This window comes from Streptomyces sp. I05A-00742, from assembly GCF_013055795.1.
Classification (GTDB): Bacteria; Actinomycetota; Actinomycetes; order Streptomycetales; family Streptomycetaceae; genus Streptomyces.
Window position 1 is genome coordinate 361,573 of sequence record NZ_JABETO010000001.1, and the last position, 13,444, is coordinate 375,016.

A 13,444-nucleotide genomic window follows, 5' to 3' on the forward strand; every position below is an offset into this window, starting at 1 on the left:
GCTCTACACGTCCACGACGTGGATGGGCGTGGAGTCCTGGGGCCGGTCTCCCACGAGGAAGTTCAGCCGGCTGTCTCCCAGCGGAGAGTCGGCCGAGGCCTTGACCGCGACCCACGCCACGGCGGTGGAGCCGCTGCCGGAGAGGGCCAGGGCGACGTCCACGAAGGTGAGGGTCTGCCCGTCTGCGGACAGGGTCCCGGGGTGGTGCTGCGTGTTGCCGGAGGCGTCCTGCACGGTGAGCTGGTGTCCCGGGAAGGCCTCCTCGACGAACCGCAGCTCCTTGCCCGGGGGGAGGGTGACACGGATGGTGCGACGGGAGCCGGGTGCGCCGTCCGTGTCGGCGCGCAGCTGTACGCCGGGGTAGCGGGTCTCGCCCGTGCGGGGCAGGGTGACGTCGGGTGGTCCGCCGGGCAGGACCGAGAACCACTCCGTGACACGGATGGGCGTGGAGCTTCCGGGACGCTCTCCCACGCGGAAGTTCAGTTGCGTGTCCCCGAGCGTTGAGTCGGCGGAGGCCTTCACCGCGACCCAGGCCGAGGACAGCGATCCGTTGCCCGACAACGCCAGGGCGACGTCCGTGAAGGTGAGGGACTGCCCGTCGGCGGACAAGGTCCCGGTGTACTGCACCGGGCCGCCTGAAGGACCCTGCACGGTGAGCTGGTATCCCGGGCCGCCCTCCTCGACGAACCGCAGTCCCCTTCCCGGGAGAAGATCCACGCGGACCGTGCGACGAGATCCCGATCCGGCCGCGTCAGCGCGTAGTTGTACGCCGGGGTAGCGGGTCTCGCCCGCGCGGGTCAGGGTGACGTCGGGTGGTCCGCCCGGCAGCACCGAGAACCACTCCACGACGTGTATCAGGGCGGAGTTCTGGGTTCGGGGTCCTATGCGGTAGGTGAGCCTGGTGTCTCCCAGGGGTGCGGTGTCGGTGGCCTTGACCGCTACCCATGCCTTGGACGTCGAGCCTGTTCCTGACAGTCCTGGTGCGACGTTGGTGAAGGTGAGTGTCTGGCCGGTTGCGGAGAGCGTTCCGTTGTAGCGGGTCACGGTTCCGGAGGAGCTCTGCACGCTGAGCTGGTACACGGAGTTCGCCTCGGCGACGAACTGCAGCCCTTTGCCGTGGGGAAGGTCCACGTACACGGTTTGCAGAGCGACCGCGTTGGCGTCGGCGCGTAGTTGTACGCCTGGACGTCCGGTGTCGCCGGCGCGGGTCAGGGTGACGTCCGGGGGGCCGCCGGGTAGCAGCGATAGCCATTCTGTGACGCGGACGGTGGTGGAGTTCTGGGTTCGGGGTCCTATGCGGTAGGTGAGCCTGGTGTCTCCCAGGGGTGCGGTGTCGGTGGCCTTGACCGCTACCCATGCCTTGGACGTCGAGCCTGTTCCTGACAGCCCTGGTGCGACGTTGGTGAAGGTGAGTGTCTGCCCGTTGGCGGACAGTGTTCCGTTGTAGCGGGTTACGGCCCCGGAGGAGCTCTGCACGCTGAGCTGGTATCCGGGGCTTCCGTCGGTGACGAACTGCAGCCCCTTTCCCGCGGGGAGATCCACGTACACCGTCAGCTGCTGAGCGACTGAGCTCGCGTTGGCGCGCAGTTGCACGCCCGGGCGGCCGGTGTCGCCGGCGCGGGTCAAGGTGACGTCGGGTGGGCCGCCGGGCAGGAGCGAGAGCCATTCCGTGACGCGGATGGTGGTGGAGTTCTGGGAGCGGGGGCCTATGCGGTAGGTCAGCCTGGTGTCTCCCAGGGGTGCGGTGTCGGTGGCCTTGACCGCTACCCACGCCTTGGACGTCGAGCCCGGACCCGCCAGTCCCGGGGCGACGTTGGTGAAGGTGAGTGTCTGGCCGGTTGCGGACAGCGTTCCGTTGTACCGGGTCACGGTCCCGGAGGAGCTCTGCACGCTGAGTTGGTATGTGGGGCTTCCGTCCGTGACGAACTGCAGCCCCCTCCCCGCGGGGAGATCCACGTACACGGTCTGCGCCGGGATCGTGCCCGAGTCGACGCGCAGTTGCACGGCCGGGCGGCCGGTCTCGCCCGCGCGCGTCAGCGTCACGTCCGGCGGCGGGCCCGGCAGCAGGGAGAACACCGGTGGCGGCGGTGGTGGTGCGGGCAAGGACGTCCAGGCCTGCCGGGCCCACGACCCGAAGTAGTAGCGCCAGACTTCGATCTTGCACTCGCCGATGCCGTCCACGCGGATCTGCGGGCGCGCGGTCGCCCGGCCGTCAGTGTGCGCGCTCCACGCGATCTGAGTTCCGTTCGTGTTCGCGTTCAGCAGAGTGCAGGGCCCTGCGACCTGTAACGTCCCTTGCTGGCCTGCCAGGGTTCCGGAATTCCCGGGGCAGGAGATGTCGACTTCGACTACGGCGACCTGCCCCACATGGCCCGGCAGGCCTGCCATACGGGTAATCGCGATTTCGCCAGCCATTCTTCATCCCCTCACGAGGAATTGGACGACGGGAAGCGGGCGAGGCGGCACGGCGACCACCTGCCCGAACGCCGGGCTTTCGGTAGCACTTGCTCAGCCTCGCCCGGCCAAGGCTGCCCGGGTGCGGTGGCCTGCAAAAGGGGGCGTGTGCACTCGAAAACGGTTCCCTGCCATGCAGAGTGCCCACCGCGCCCCGCATCACGGACTACGCGTGTCCCGCACGCACCGCCCGAGTCCCACGGCCCTCCCCGCGCGCTCCACGGCACCCTCCGTCCACTCCCGGTCCCCACCCCGGAGCGCGCCCACTATGGCCGGAACCCCCTCGGACCCTCGGGCGCCCACCACCGCGCCCGGCACTCGGCCGCTGCGCGGGGCGCCGGCGAGTCCTGGAGGTTGACGGCTCAATTACGGTGAGCTGGTGCGGCCCTGCGTCCCTTTCCTCCTGTTTTCGCTGTCACGATCCTCCAATTCCGGCCCCGGCCGGTTCTGCGATGCTGAGTGGGTGAGCCAGCAAGAGTGGGAAGCGCTGACCCAGTCCGAGGAAGCGTTCATGGTCAACGCCTACGAGATCGACATCCTGCCGGGCGTCCGCGGCGATCTCGCCGCAGCGGACCAGCCCCGGCCGGTCGGCGAGCTCGCGGACATCCTGCTCGCTCTCGTCGACCGCGGGTGGATCGAGGTCCACCGCGTCGCGCCCTGGCACGGCCCTTCGGGACAGGTCGGCATTCACCCCGGGGCCTTGGTGTCCCGTGATCGGCTGCCGTCCGTCCTCGGCGACCCGGCGAACTGGGAGTATCCGGCCGACGGGGATTGGACCGGCGCCTTGACCCTGGTCCAGACGGAGGCGGGGAAGAAGATCACGCATCGCTAGGCGGCGTTCATAGACGGTCTTCCACGGTCCGGACCTCTCGGGCAGGTCACGCCACTGCGCCCCGGTCCGCACCCGGCGCAGAATCCCGTCGATCACCTGCCGGTGATCCCGCCACCTGTCACAACGCCCGTTGCTGACTGGCAGGAACGGCCCCAGGCGTTCCCACTCGGCATCCGTCGGATCGCCCCGCCCCATGCTCACATCAACGACTCGGGAACGGGGGCCGTTCACGTGGGCAGCACGACACCTGCGTGCTGGGCGCTCTCTGGCCTGGAGAGGAACACCCGTCGGGTTGGCCGGTCGATTTCCGCGACGACGACGGCGATCTCCTCCCCGACCTCGAAGTCTCCTGCCGGACTTGCCGCAGGCCGGCCGTGGGTCTCTCTGAAGGGGACCAGCCCGAAAACGCCGTCCCCGAGGTCGACGAAGATGCCGATGGGAAGCACCTTCTCAACCGTCCCGCGGAGTTCTTGGCCCACCACTGTGCGGTCGGCGAAAGCCTGGAGGGGGTCGGGCTCCAGTGCCTTCAGAGACAGTCTGGCCTCCGCGTTGAAGGTGCAGGGACTCCAGGAACGCCCAGAGTTCCGGGCTCTCAGACCGCCAATCCATACCCGCCACCCTGGCACACGGCGTCGTGTGCCAGCCGAACCGCGCCGGAGGCGATGTCCGGCCTGGCCCTGCTTCTCCGGGATCGTGTGCGCGATGCCGCGGCGGCGCAGGTCGGAGCGGATCGCGCGTGAGGAATAGGCGCGGTCGGCCAACACGTGGTCGGGTCGGGTGCGTGGGCGTCCACCGGCCGGGCGGCTCACACGGATGCGTTGCATCAGCGGTAGGAACTGTGGGGCATCTCCGCGCTGTCCGGCGGTGATGATGACGGCCAGCACGTGCATCGAGGCGGCGACCGCCAGGTGGACCTTGCTCGTCAGCCCACCGCGGGAGCGGCCGAGACTGTGGTCGTCGGGCTCGACGCTCACCAGCGATTCTGGCACTGTGGGCGCGCCGGCTGCCCCTTTTTGCGGGCTCCGGCAGCGTGCTGATGCGCCCGGCAGGCGGTGGAGTCGATGGGCACTTCCCAGTCCAGGATCCCGTCGGCGTCGGCGGTAGCGTTCAATAATGCTGCCAGGATTCGGGCCCAGACGCCGCCGCGCTGCCAGCGGCGAAAGACGGCGTATGCCGTCGCCCAACGGTCCGTACCGCTCGGGGATGTCTCGCCACGGCGAGCCGGTCCTGGACCGCCACCAGATCGCGGAACACCTGGCGGCGGTCCCTGGGCGGGTGCCCCATCGACGGTATCGGCGGCAGCAGCGGCTACAGTCGCCCCACTGCCGGTCTGTCAGGTCTCCACGGCTCACCGGGAGATGATGCACCGGGGTGATCAATGCTCCGAACTGGCCCTCGCTCTCCCGCTACCATCAGGCGGGTTGCGCGGGTGCGGCCCCCAGGGCTCGGATCGCGAGATCGATCGCGGTGGTCAGTCGCTCCATCTCGTGGCCGGCGCGCTCCCGCACCCGCAGGCCGAGCACTGTCGTGAACAGCAATTCCGCGGCCCCACCGATGTCGAGATCGGTGGACAGCTCGCCTCGCTCCCGCCCTTCGGCCAGCACCGCATGCAGGGCCTGCCGAGTGACCGCGAACGCAGCCTCGGTCCGCTCATGGACCTGGTCGTCAGCGGTGCCGAGCTCGGTGGCGGTGTTGACCACAAAGCATCCGCGACCGGACTCGCCGCCGGCTGGGCAGGTCACCAGCCACAGCATCCATTCCCGCAGTACCTCGCGAACCGGTCGATCACTCGCATCCAGACGCTGGCGGGCCTGCGTCGACTCGGTGGCCCGGTAGTGGTCGAGCGCGCGCAGAAAGAGCGTGTGTTTGTCCGTGAACGTCCGGTACAGGCTGCTGGGCGTGAGCTTCAGCTCGTCGCCCAGGTCCCGCACTGAAGTGGCGTGGTAACCGCGCCGCCAGAACAGCTCGGTCGCCGAGTTGACCGCGTTCTGCTCGTCGAACTGTCGAGGGCGTGCCATGAGTTCACCTTACCCATCTTGTGGAGCGTTCGCTCCCATACTAGGGTCCCCGATACGGGAGCGATCGTTCCCGAATGTATGGAGGAGGATCCGTTGACGACCGCAGAGCAGACCCCCACCCAGATACAGGAACCAGGGACCCCAGGCAGGAGTCGCTGGATGGCGGTCTGTGTGGTGACGCTGGGCACCTTCCTGTTGGTGACCGCAGAGCAACTGCCGATCGGTCTGTTGACCTCCGTGGGGTCCGCGCTGTCGGTCTCCGAGGGCACGGCAGGGCTGATGGTGACGGTGCCCAGCATCGTCGCCGGGTTCGCGGCACCGCTGGTCCCGATGATCGTCGGGTCACTGAACCGCCGCGTCCTGCTGCTCGGGCTGATGGCCCTGATGACCGTCGCGAACCTGGGCTCCGCCCTGGCGCCGAACTTCGCGGTGCTGGTGGGCTCCCGGGTGCTGGTCGGCATAGCGGTCGGCGGCTTCTGGGCGATCGCCGCCGGCCTGGCGGTCCGACTCGTCGCGCCTGCGGACGTGCCTCGCGCCACCGCGGTCATCTTCGGCGGCGTCGGAGCCGCGAACGTGTTCGGTGTCCCGCTGGGCACCCTGGTCGGTGATCTGACCGGCTGGCGTATCGCCTTCTCCTCACTCAGCGCCCTGGCGCTCGTGACCCTGATCGCCCTGCTGGCGGTACTGCCGAGGCTGGTCACCTCCCAGACCATCCGGCCCAAGCTGCTGATGGAGCAGTTCCGGAACCCGGGCGTGCGCGTCGGCATCATCGCGACGGCGCTCCTCGTGTTCGGACACTTCGCCGCTTACACGTTCGTGAGCCCGGCACTGCAGAAGCTGTCGGGGATCGACGAGCGCTATGTCGGTCCGTTGCTGTTCGGGTTCGGTGCGGCCGGCATGATCGGCAACTTCGTCGCCGGGTCGGCGCTCTCCCGCCGCGTGCACCGCAGCGTACTGACCATCGCCGTAGCCATGACGGCCGCGATGCCACTCTTCCTGCTGCTGGGCCGGGCCGCGCTCGGCGGCGCCATCCTGCTGATCGTCTGGGGCCTGGCCTTCGGCGGTGTGTCTGTGGGCCTCCAGACCTGGATAATCAAGGCCGCTCCGCAGGCCGTGGAAGCCGCCTCCTCGCTGTGGGTGGCGGTGTTCAACCTGTCCATCGGTTTCGGCGCGTTGGCCGGCGGCATCATCGTCGACACGCTCACGCTCCAAGGCGTGCTCTGGCTCGGTGGCGCCTGTGCTTTGCTCGCCGCCCTGGCGATCTGGACCGCCCGTACCAACGACGCTGTGCGCTGACCGAGATCCACTCGGGCTGCCCGGGTACCGGAGAAGGACTTCCGGTGCCGGCCAGGGCGGCCTCGGCGGTCGGAATGATCGAACTCGGCCCGCCGGTCCGTACGGATGTGCTGCGCCGGTCGACCGGCGGGTGAACCGCGCATTTTCCGATCCTGCGACCAGGCGATTACCGGGTTGGATACGGATCGTCACCCACCGTCGATGCCCTGCGGGGGGGCGAAGGAGCGGCAGATGAGGCGTTCGAGGCTGTGGGCCGGAGCGGCGGCGACCTTGGCGGGGGCGTGTCTGATGACCTCGCAACTGGTCGTGCCGGCGGAATCCGCTCCTCAGCGGTATGTGGTGTTCACCCCGGGGACGGCGGCGAACTGGACGCCGCCGGGCGGGGTCAAGCAGCTGCACTTCTACCTCTGGGGCCCGGGTGGCGGCGGAGGCGGCGCGGGAGGGTCCGGCGGCGGGGGCGGCGGCGAGGGCCGGGGCGCGGTGAGCGGCGTCGGCACCGACAGCTCGTCGAACGGTGTGGACGGTGCCGGAGGCGCGGGAGGGAACGGCGGAGGCGGCGGGGCAGGGAGTTTCCTGCACTGCGTGGCGCCGCCCTCGGGATCGCTGATCATCTCCCCCGGAACGGGCAACGCGGGCGGCGCGGGTGGCGCGGGCGGGGACGGCGGGTCCAGCGGCACCAACCTCCTGGGCACCGACGGCAGCAAGGGCAAGAACGGTGCCACCGGCGCCCGCGGCAGCTCCGGGGGCCACACCTCGGTCGGCATCCTCAGCAGGTACAACCCCGTGACCGGCAGGCGCCAGGACACGACCCTGCCCATCATGGCCGCGTACGGCGGCCAGGGCGGACACGGGGGCCGGGGCGGAGGCGGCGGAGGCGGGGGAAGCGAGAAGGGCGCATCTGCCGGGCAGGCGACGAAGGCCACGGCGGAAGGCGGCGCGGGAGCGGCCAGGAAGCTCGCGTTCAAGCCCTGCCGTCAGTTCGTTCCCGGCAAGAAGGGCTCCAACGGCGGACAGGGGACGAATGGCGCCGCACGCTACACCGCGGGTGACGGCGGCCCCGGTGGCGCCGGCGGATCCGCAGCCCAACCCGCACGCATCAAGCTTCCCGACGGCACCTACTACACCCCGCCGGCGACAGCCGGCAGGGGCGGCAACGGCGGAACGCGCCCGCCCACCCGTTTCGACCGTTTCAGGTATCGCCCCGGCTTCGGCGGCGCCGGCGGCACCGGCGACACCAAGCCCGCGGCCGGCAAGCGCGGATACGACGGCGGCGCGGGCGCCAAGGGCGGCGACGGCCTGATCGTCATCGCCTGGTGACCCCCGCCGGCACCGGGCCCGGCATCTCCACCGGCCGGTGCAGCCGCCAGCGGCCCGCACGCCCCCTCACCCATCACCGCTCACGGACAAGGAGAGCCCCATGACCGGGACGCTGAAGAAGACCGCCATCCTCGCCGCCTGCGTGGCCGCACTGACCGGCGCCGCGGCCGCCCTGCCCGCCGGCACCGCCCATGCCGACACCGGCAGCTGCTCCGCCACCCTGCCCGCCCGCACCAACGGCAACGCCGCCAACGACGTCGTCCAGCAGGGCAACGCGGCCGTCGGCGCGGTCGCCGACCTGGTCACGTGCACCGTCAACCAGGGCAACAAGGGCCTCAACGGCGCCGACGACGAACTGGACCTGGGCTGATCGCCGCCCCCCACCGCCGCACGCACCGCCGGCCGGGCGTGCGGCCGTGGGGAGCGGTGAGCTCCGGGCCGTCGAGCGCCACCGGCGTCCCGGGAGAACGCGGAAACCGCCCCCGACTTCCGCCCGAACGGGCCGATGGCCGGCGTCGAGTCACCGCCGACGGTGCAGGCCTTCCGGGCCGGGCAGGCCGAGCCGTCCGCATCCAAGGGGCAGTCGGCCGCCGTCGTCGAAGACGGCCTGCGCGCGCCGGCGGGTCCGTGCGGAGTGGGTCAGCCTGAACACGGTGCTCAGCGCGGCGGCCCGGCTGCCGTTGCGCACGACCAGGGGCCGCCCCAGTTCGTTCCTCTGGTCCCTCCAACTCGGCCGGGCACGTGTTGACTTCGGCCTCCATCGCGGCGGTCGGCATACGCCATGCGCCCGCACGAGCAATCCCGTCGAGCTGGTACCCGGCGCGTATCCGGCGTGCCCTGCACTCCCGTTCTGTGGCCCTTGCGCGACCCGCGCGTCGTGGAACGCCTCGACGTGGACGAGTAGGACGGCGAGGAAGGGGTCGCACAGCTGGTGAGGGCGCCCCATGAATGCGCTTATGTGCCCCTTGGGTGGACCTGTTCAGAGTGCTGGCAATTGTCTTTGCTGTAAGTGTGCAAAAACCTTCATGTGCCGCGTACCGGGCCGGGCGCGAGGCCCGCTCCCGTCCGCGGGCCGGCGGGTGACATGGCGTACCGGGCGCCCGGCGTCCGAGAGCGGAGCGTGGCGATGACCGTGCCGCGGGGGACCGCAGTCGCGTCCGCGGGAGCGAGGTTGCCGAGGTGGCCGGGGTGGCCGGGACCGGTACTCGCTCCGGCGCATGAAGAGGTGTCGGCGTGTGCTGGGGAGATGCGTGCGTTCCTGGGGGAGGAGACCTTGCCTCCTGCCCGGAGAGCCCCGGCCACCGCGCGGGGGAAGGCGAGATGACCGCGGGCGTTGCCGCGCTGCCGGGCGCGGCTGCCGTGCGCAGACGGGTCACCGCCGTGCTCGACGGCTTCCTGGAGCGCAAGGCCGGTACCGCCGCGAAGCTGCGGATGCCCGAGGAGCTGACCGGGTGTCTGCGTGATCTCCTGGCCGCAGGCGGGAAGCGGTTGAGGCCCCTGCTGTGTGTGAGCGGCTGGCAGGCCGCCGGCGGCCAGGGCACTCCCGGGACGCTGATCAGGGTCGCGGCGTCACTGGAGATGTTCCACGCCTTCTGCCTCATCCACGACGACGTCATGGACAACAGCGCCCGCCGCCGCGGCGCCCCCACCGTCCACCGCCGCCTCGCGCGGCACCACGCGCACGGTCGCACTGCCACCGCCGCCCGGCACGTCGGAACCAGCGGCGCGATCCTCGTCGGCGACCTCGCCCTGGCCTGGTCGGACGAACTCCTGCAAGCCGCCGGCCTCACTCCCCGCCAACTCGGCGCGGTCCTGCCGCTGATCAACGACATGCGCGGCGAGGTGATGTACGGCCAGTACCTGGACGTCACCGCCGCCGGCCGCCCCACCGCGGATGTCGAGCAGGCGCTGCGCATCGTGCGGTACAAGACCGCCAAGTACACCGTGGAACGCCCCCTGCACATCGGCGCTGCCCTCGCCGGCGCCCCGCTCGCCGTGCGCGAGGCGCTGACCGCCTACGCCCTGCCCGTCGGGGAGGCGTTCCAGCTGCGCGACGACCTCCTCGGCGTCTTCGGGACCCCCGAGGTGACCGGGAAGCCGTCGCTGGACGATCTGCGCGAGGGCAAGCACACCGTCCTGGTCGCTCTCGCGCTCCAACGGGCCGATGCCCGCCGGCGACGTGTCCTGCGCACCCTGCTCGGCGCCCCTCGTCTGGACGAGGCGGGGGCCGACCGCATCCGTGAGGTGTTCATCGCCACCGGCGCCCGGGACGAGGTGGAAGAGATGATCAGCGCCTTCCAGGCGCGGGCGCTCCGCGTACTGGAGACCGCGCCCTTCCCGTCCCGTGCCATCGCCCACCTGCGGCTGCTCGCCGACGCCGCCACGGTGAGGGCCTCATGAACCCGCCCTTGCCACCTGAGGCCACGGGCGCGACCTGCCGAGGCGGCTCAGCCTCTCCGCATGACGACCGCCAACAGGTTCAATCACCAGGAGCCGATGTGAAGTACCCCAGTCCCATCCCTTCCGCCGCCGGCGGTCTGCCGCTGCTGGGCCACCTGATCCCGTTGCTGCGCGACCCCCTGGGGTTCCTCACTCGCCTGCCCGAAGACGGAGACCTAGTGCGGGTCCGTGTGGGCCCGCTGCAGGTGCTCGTGGTGTGCTCCCCGGATCTCATGGGCGAAGTCCTGCGCGATGACCGGACCTTCGACAAAGGCGGACCGGTCTTCGACCGGGTCCGGGAGTTCGCCGGCAACGGTCTGGGAACCTGTCCGCACGATGAGCACCGCCGTCAGCGGCGCCTGCTCCAGCCCGCCTTCCACCCCGCCAGGCTCCCCGGCTATGCCCCGGCCATCACCGCCCGGACCGTCGAGGCAACCGGATCCTGGCAGGACGGCCAGATCCTCGACGTGTTCGCCGTCATGCAGGAGCTCTCGGCCAGGATCACGGCCGACACACTCTTCTCGACCGCCACGCCGCCCGAGGTGCTCAGCCAAGCCCTCGGCGACGTCAACACCCTTCTCAACGCCATTCCCGTGCGGATGGCGACACCGCGGCTGCTGGACCGGTTGCCCACCCGCGGCAACCGCCGCTACCACCAGGCGCGAGCCCGTCTGCCCCGTACCCTCCAGCACATCGTCACCGAACGCCGGGCCGCCGGCACCGATCACGGCGATCTGCTGTCGATGCTCCTGACCGCCTGCGACCCCGACTCCGGGCCCGCCGAACAGAAGCTGACCGACGAGGAGATCATCGATCAGGTCGTCACGTTCTTTCTCGGGGGCGCCGATACGTCCGCATCCGTCCTGGCCTCGGCGCTGCACCTGCTGGGGCAGCACCCCGAGATCGAGAAACGGCTGCACACCGAGGTCGACGCCGTCCTGGACGGCCGCCCGGCCACCCACGCCGACCTGCCGCACCTGGAGCTGACCGACCGCGTCCTCACCGAGACCCTGCGCCTGTGGCCTCCCGGCTGGATCTTCACCCGCACCTGCACGGCCGACACCCACCTGGGCCGATACGCGGTCCCCGCAGGGACGTCCATCGTCTGCAGCCCCTATCCCCTCCACCGCCAGGCCGATCTGTATCCCGACCCCGACCGCTTCGACCCGGACCGGTGGGCACCCGACCACCCCTGTCCACCCCGGCGCGCGGCGTTCATCCCCTTCGGCGGAGGAGCCCGCAAGTGCATCGGGGACCGGTTCAGCACCACCGAGATGGTGCTCGCCCTGGCAACCATCGTCGGCCGGTGGCGCCTTGAGCCCCTCCCCGGTACGCCCGTCCGCCCCACCCTCGGCCTCGCACTGCACCCCGGCGGGCTGCGGATGCGAGCCGTCGCCCGGATACCGGCCGGCACCGAAAGCCCGGTGAACAGCTAGCCGCGGCAGTGACGCCGGTCCGCGGCCGAGGCGGCAGACGATCCCGGTGAAGTCGCTGATCCCGCGGCGGCCCTGGGCCCCGTTCCCGAACTCCCGGGCGCCGCAACGAGCGTGAGCCTCGCCCTACTTCCATGATCCTGGAGGAATCATGGCAGGTGCGTTCCCGCAGCTGGATGAGCTGTCTCCTTCGGTGTACGACGTCGCAGCGGTGTCCCTGGCCGAGGGCCCGCAGCAGCCGGCGTGCGTGCAGTGGCTCACCGAGCACCGCACGACCCCCACCTCCTGGGGTGTTCCTCCCGAGGTCAACTGGTACGACTGCTATCTGTCGACCTACGCCGCCGCCCTCGCCCTGTACAACGCGGGCCGGCGCTCCCTGGCCGAGCCCGCTCTGTCGGCACTGGCTGCGCTGGTTCCCCCGGATCCCACCGGTGTGCTGGAGACCCTGACCTTCGGCGGCCTCGTGGACGCCCTGGACCGGTTGTGCGTTCAACGCGGCTGGCCGGTGCCCCGGCACCCCGGCCCCGTGGCCGCCGTCGTCGGCCGTGAGCGCGCCAAGTGGCGCCGGATGCGCACCTGGGACCGTTTCCTCGACCCGGACCGGTCCATCGCCGGCTACTGCGCCGAACGCGTCTACGGGGACGAGACCATCGACGCCGGCGCCTTCCTGGAAGCCTTTCAGGCTCCCAACGGATCCGTGTCCAACGCTCCAGGCGCTTCGGCCTTCTTCTTCCTCGAAGCGCAGCGCCGCGGCAAGGGCGTGCCGCCCGAGCGCATCGACCGCCTGCGTCACTACCTGCACACCTGCCCCGTTCCTGTCGGCTACCTGGACTGGGTTCCCCACTTCACCACCGCGTGGTCGATCATGTTCGAGGACGCGGCGGGATCCGCACCTGCCCCGGACCCGGCGGCGCTGGACGCGCTCTGCGTGGATCTGGCCCACCCGTCCGGTCTGCTCTGCACGGTCAGCACCCTGGGCGGAGGACTCACCGTCCCCGGCGACAGCGACAGCACGGCCTGCGCCATGCTCGCCGCACGGATCATGGGCCGGAAGGTTCCCGACTCCTCCCGCCTCGACCCGCTCTACGCACCTTCCCAGGGGTGCTACCGCACCTTCCTGTTCGAGCACGACCCGTCGATCACCACCAACATCCATATGGCCGCCGTACTCGCCCTCGACGGACGCCACGACCGCCTGACGCGGGTGCTGCGCTGGCTGAACCAGGCGGTCGGCGAAGGCCGGACGCTGTGCAAATGGCACCTGTCCCCGGCCTACACGCACGGTGAGCTTGCCCGGGTCACCGCGGGTATCGACCACCCCTTGGCGGCCCCCCTCTGCATCCAGGCCGTGGGAAGTCTGCTGGCCACACAGAACGCGGACGGCGGATGGGGGCTGCACAACTCCACAGCCGAGGAGACCGGTTACGCCGTCCACGGCCTGGCCACCGCGGCCCACAGCCACGGCCCCGCCTGCACCGCCAGGACGACTGACGCCCTCGGCGCCGCCCATACCTACCTCACCATCCACCGGCCCCGGGAGACGGCCCTGTGGCTCGGCAAAACGCTGTACTGCCTGCGCCCCCTCGTGCCCGTGCTGCACCGCACCGCCCTCGCACGGATCGAACAACTCGCCCTGCCGTGACTCGCCGAGGAGG

Annotated in this window: 11 protein-coding genes and 1 pseudogene; 7 read left to right on the plus strand and 5 right to left on the minus strand. The window is 70.8% G+C overall.

Annotation, left to right across the window (positions count from 1 at the left end):
- Positions 1–3: 3 nt before the first annotated feature.
- Complete coding sequence (locus tag HN013_RS01730) at positions 4–2,181, minus strand: hypothetical protein (protein ID WP_171162091.1); 2,178 nt, start codon at positions 2,179–2,181, stop codon at positions 4–6.
- Between the two features lie 736 nt (positions 2,182–2,917).
- Here HN013_RS01730 and HN013_RS32600 point away from each other — a divergent pair.
- Positions 2,918–3,286, plus strand: a complete 369-nt coding sequence (locus HN013_RS32600) for a hypothetical protein (protein ID WP_249374667.1) — start codon at positions 2,918–2,920, stop codon at positions 3,284–3,286.
- A gap of 3 nt (positions 3,287–3,289) precedes the next feature.
- Here the strand turns inward: HN013_RS32600 and HN013_RS32605 are convergent.
- The 3 genes and pseudogenes from HN013_RS32605 to HN013_RS01750 form a co-directional block, all read right to left on the minus strand.
- A pseudogene (locus HN013_RS32605) lies at positions 3,290–3,481 on the minus strand (transposase); the annotation flags it as partial.
- A gap of 32 nt (positions 3,482–3,513) precedes the next feature.
- Positions 3,514–4,653 (minus strand): IS5 family transposase, encoded by a 1,140-nt coding sequence (locus HN013_RS32610; RefSeq protein WP_312018468.1) that lies wholly within the window; start codon positions 4,651–4,653, stop codon positions 3,514–3,516.
- A 45-nt stretch (positions 4,654–4,698) separates the two neighbouring features.
- Positions 4,699–5,304 carry a TetR/AcrR family transcriptional regulator gene (locus HN013_RS01750; RefSeq protein WP_171162095.1) on the minus strand — a complete coding sequence of 202 codons (606 nt, stop codon included), beginning with the start codon at positions 5,302–5,304 and terminating at the stop codon, positions 4,699–4,701.
- A gap of 93 nt (positions 5,305–5,397) precedes the next feature.
- Here HN013_RS01750 and HN013_RS01755 point away from each other — a divergent pair, with 93 nt between their 5' ends.
- The 3 genes from HN013_RS01755 to HN013_RS01765 all read left to right on the plus strand — a co-directional run bounded on the left by HN013_RS01755 (position 5,398) and on the right by HN013_RS01765 (position 8,287).
- Positions 5,398–6,600, plus strand: coding sequence for an MFS transporter (locus tag HN013_RS01755; RefSeq protein WP_171162098.1), 1,203 nt, complete (start codon positions 5,398–5,400; stop codon positions 6,598–6,600).
- Positions 6,601–6,831: 231 nt separating this feature from the next.
- Complete coding sequence (locus tag HN013_RS01760) at positions 6,832–7,917, plus strand: hypothetical protein (protein WP_171162100.1); 1,086 nt, start codon at positions 6,832–6,834, stop codon at positions 7,915–7,917.
- Positions 7,918–8,017: 100 nt separating this feature from the next.
- Positions 8,018–8,287 carry a hypothetical protein gene (locus tag HN013_RS01765; protein WP_171162102.1) on the plus strand — a complete coding sequence of 90 codons (270 nt, stop codon included), beginning with the start codon at positions 8,018–8,020 and terminating at the stop codon, positions 8,285–8,287.
- A 150-nt stretch (positions 8,288–8,437) separates the two neighbouring features.
- On the opposite strand, the gene HN013_RS01770 is transcribed toward HN013_RS01765, so the two are convergent.
- The gene (locus HN013_RS01770) at positions 8,438–8,605 is read right to left on the minus strand and encodes a hypothetical protein (RefSeq protein WP_171162105.1); all 168 of its coding nucleotides are present in this window, start codon (positions 8,603–8,605) and stop codon (positions 8,438–8,440) included.
- A 632-nt stretch (positions 8,606–9,237) separates the two neighbouring features.
- On the opposite strand from HN013_RS01770, the gene HN013_RS01775 reads away from it, so the two are divergent.
- From HN013_RS01775 to HN013_RS01785, 3 genes are all read left to right on the plus strand, one after another.
- The gene (locus HN013_RS01775) at positions 9,238–10,317 is read left to right on the plus strand and encodes a polyprenyl synthetase family protein (RefSeq protein ID WP_171162107.1); all 1,080 of its coding nucleotides are present in this window, start codon (positions 9,238–9,240) and stop codon (positions 10,315–10,317) included.
- Positions 10,318–10,415: 98 nt separating this feature from the next.
- Entirely contained in the window at positions 10,416–11,792 is a 1,377-nt protein-coding gene (locus HN013_RS01780; protein WP_312018461.1) for a cytochrome P450, read from the plus strand.
- 148 nt (positions 11,793–11,940) lie between these two features.
- Complete coding sequence (locus HN013_RS01785; RefSeq protein WP_171162112.1) at positions 11,941–13,431, plus strand: hypothetical protein; 1,491 nt, start codon at positions 11,941–11,943, stop codon at positions 13,429–13,431.
- Positions 13,432–13,444: the final 13 nt, after the last annotated feature.

Excerpts from the sequence above, each read along its gene's own strand:
- HN013_RS01760 (WP_171162100.1), top strand. The coding sequence starts at position 6,832 with ATGAGGCGTTCGAGGCTGTGGGCCGGAGCGGCGGCGACCTTGGCGGGG.
- HN013_RS01750 (WP_171162095.1), bottom strand. The coding sequence starts at position 5,304 with ATGGCACGCCCTCGACAGTTCGACGAGCAGAACGCGGTCAACTCGGCG.
- HN013_RS01775 (WP_171162107.1), top strand. The coding sequence starts at position 9,238 with ATGACCGCGGGCGTTGCCGCGCTGCCGGGCGCGGCTGCCGTGCGCAGA.
- HN013_RS01785 (WP_171162112.1), top strand. The coding sequence starts at position 11,941 with ATGGCAGGTGCGTTCCCGCAGCTGGATGAGCTGTCTCCTTCGGTGTAC.
- HN013_RS01765 (WP_171162102.1), top strand. The coding sequence starts at position 8,018 with ATGACCGGGACGCTGAAGAAGACCGCCATCCTCGCCGCCTGCGTGGCC.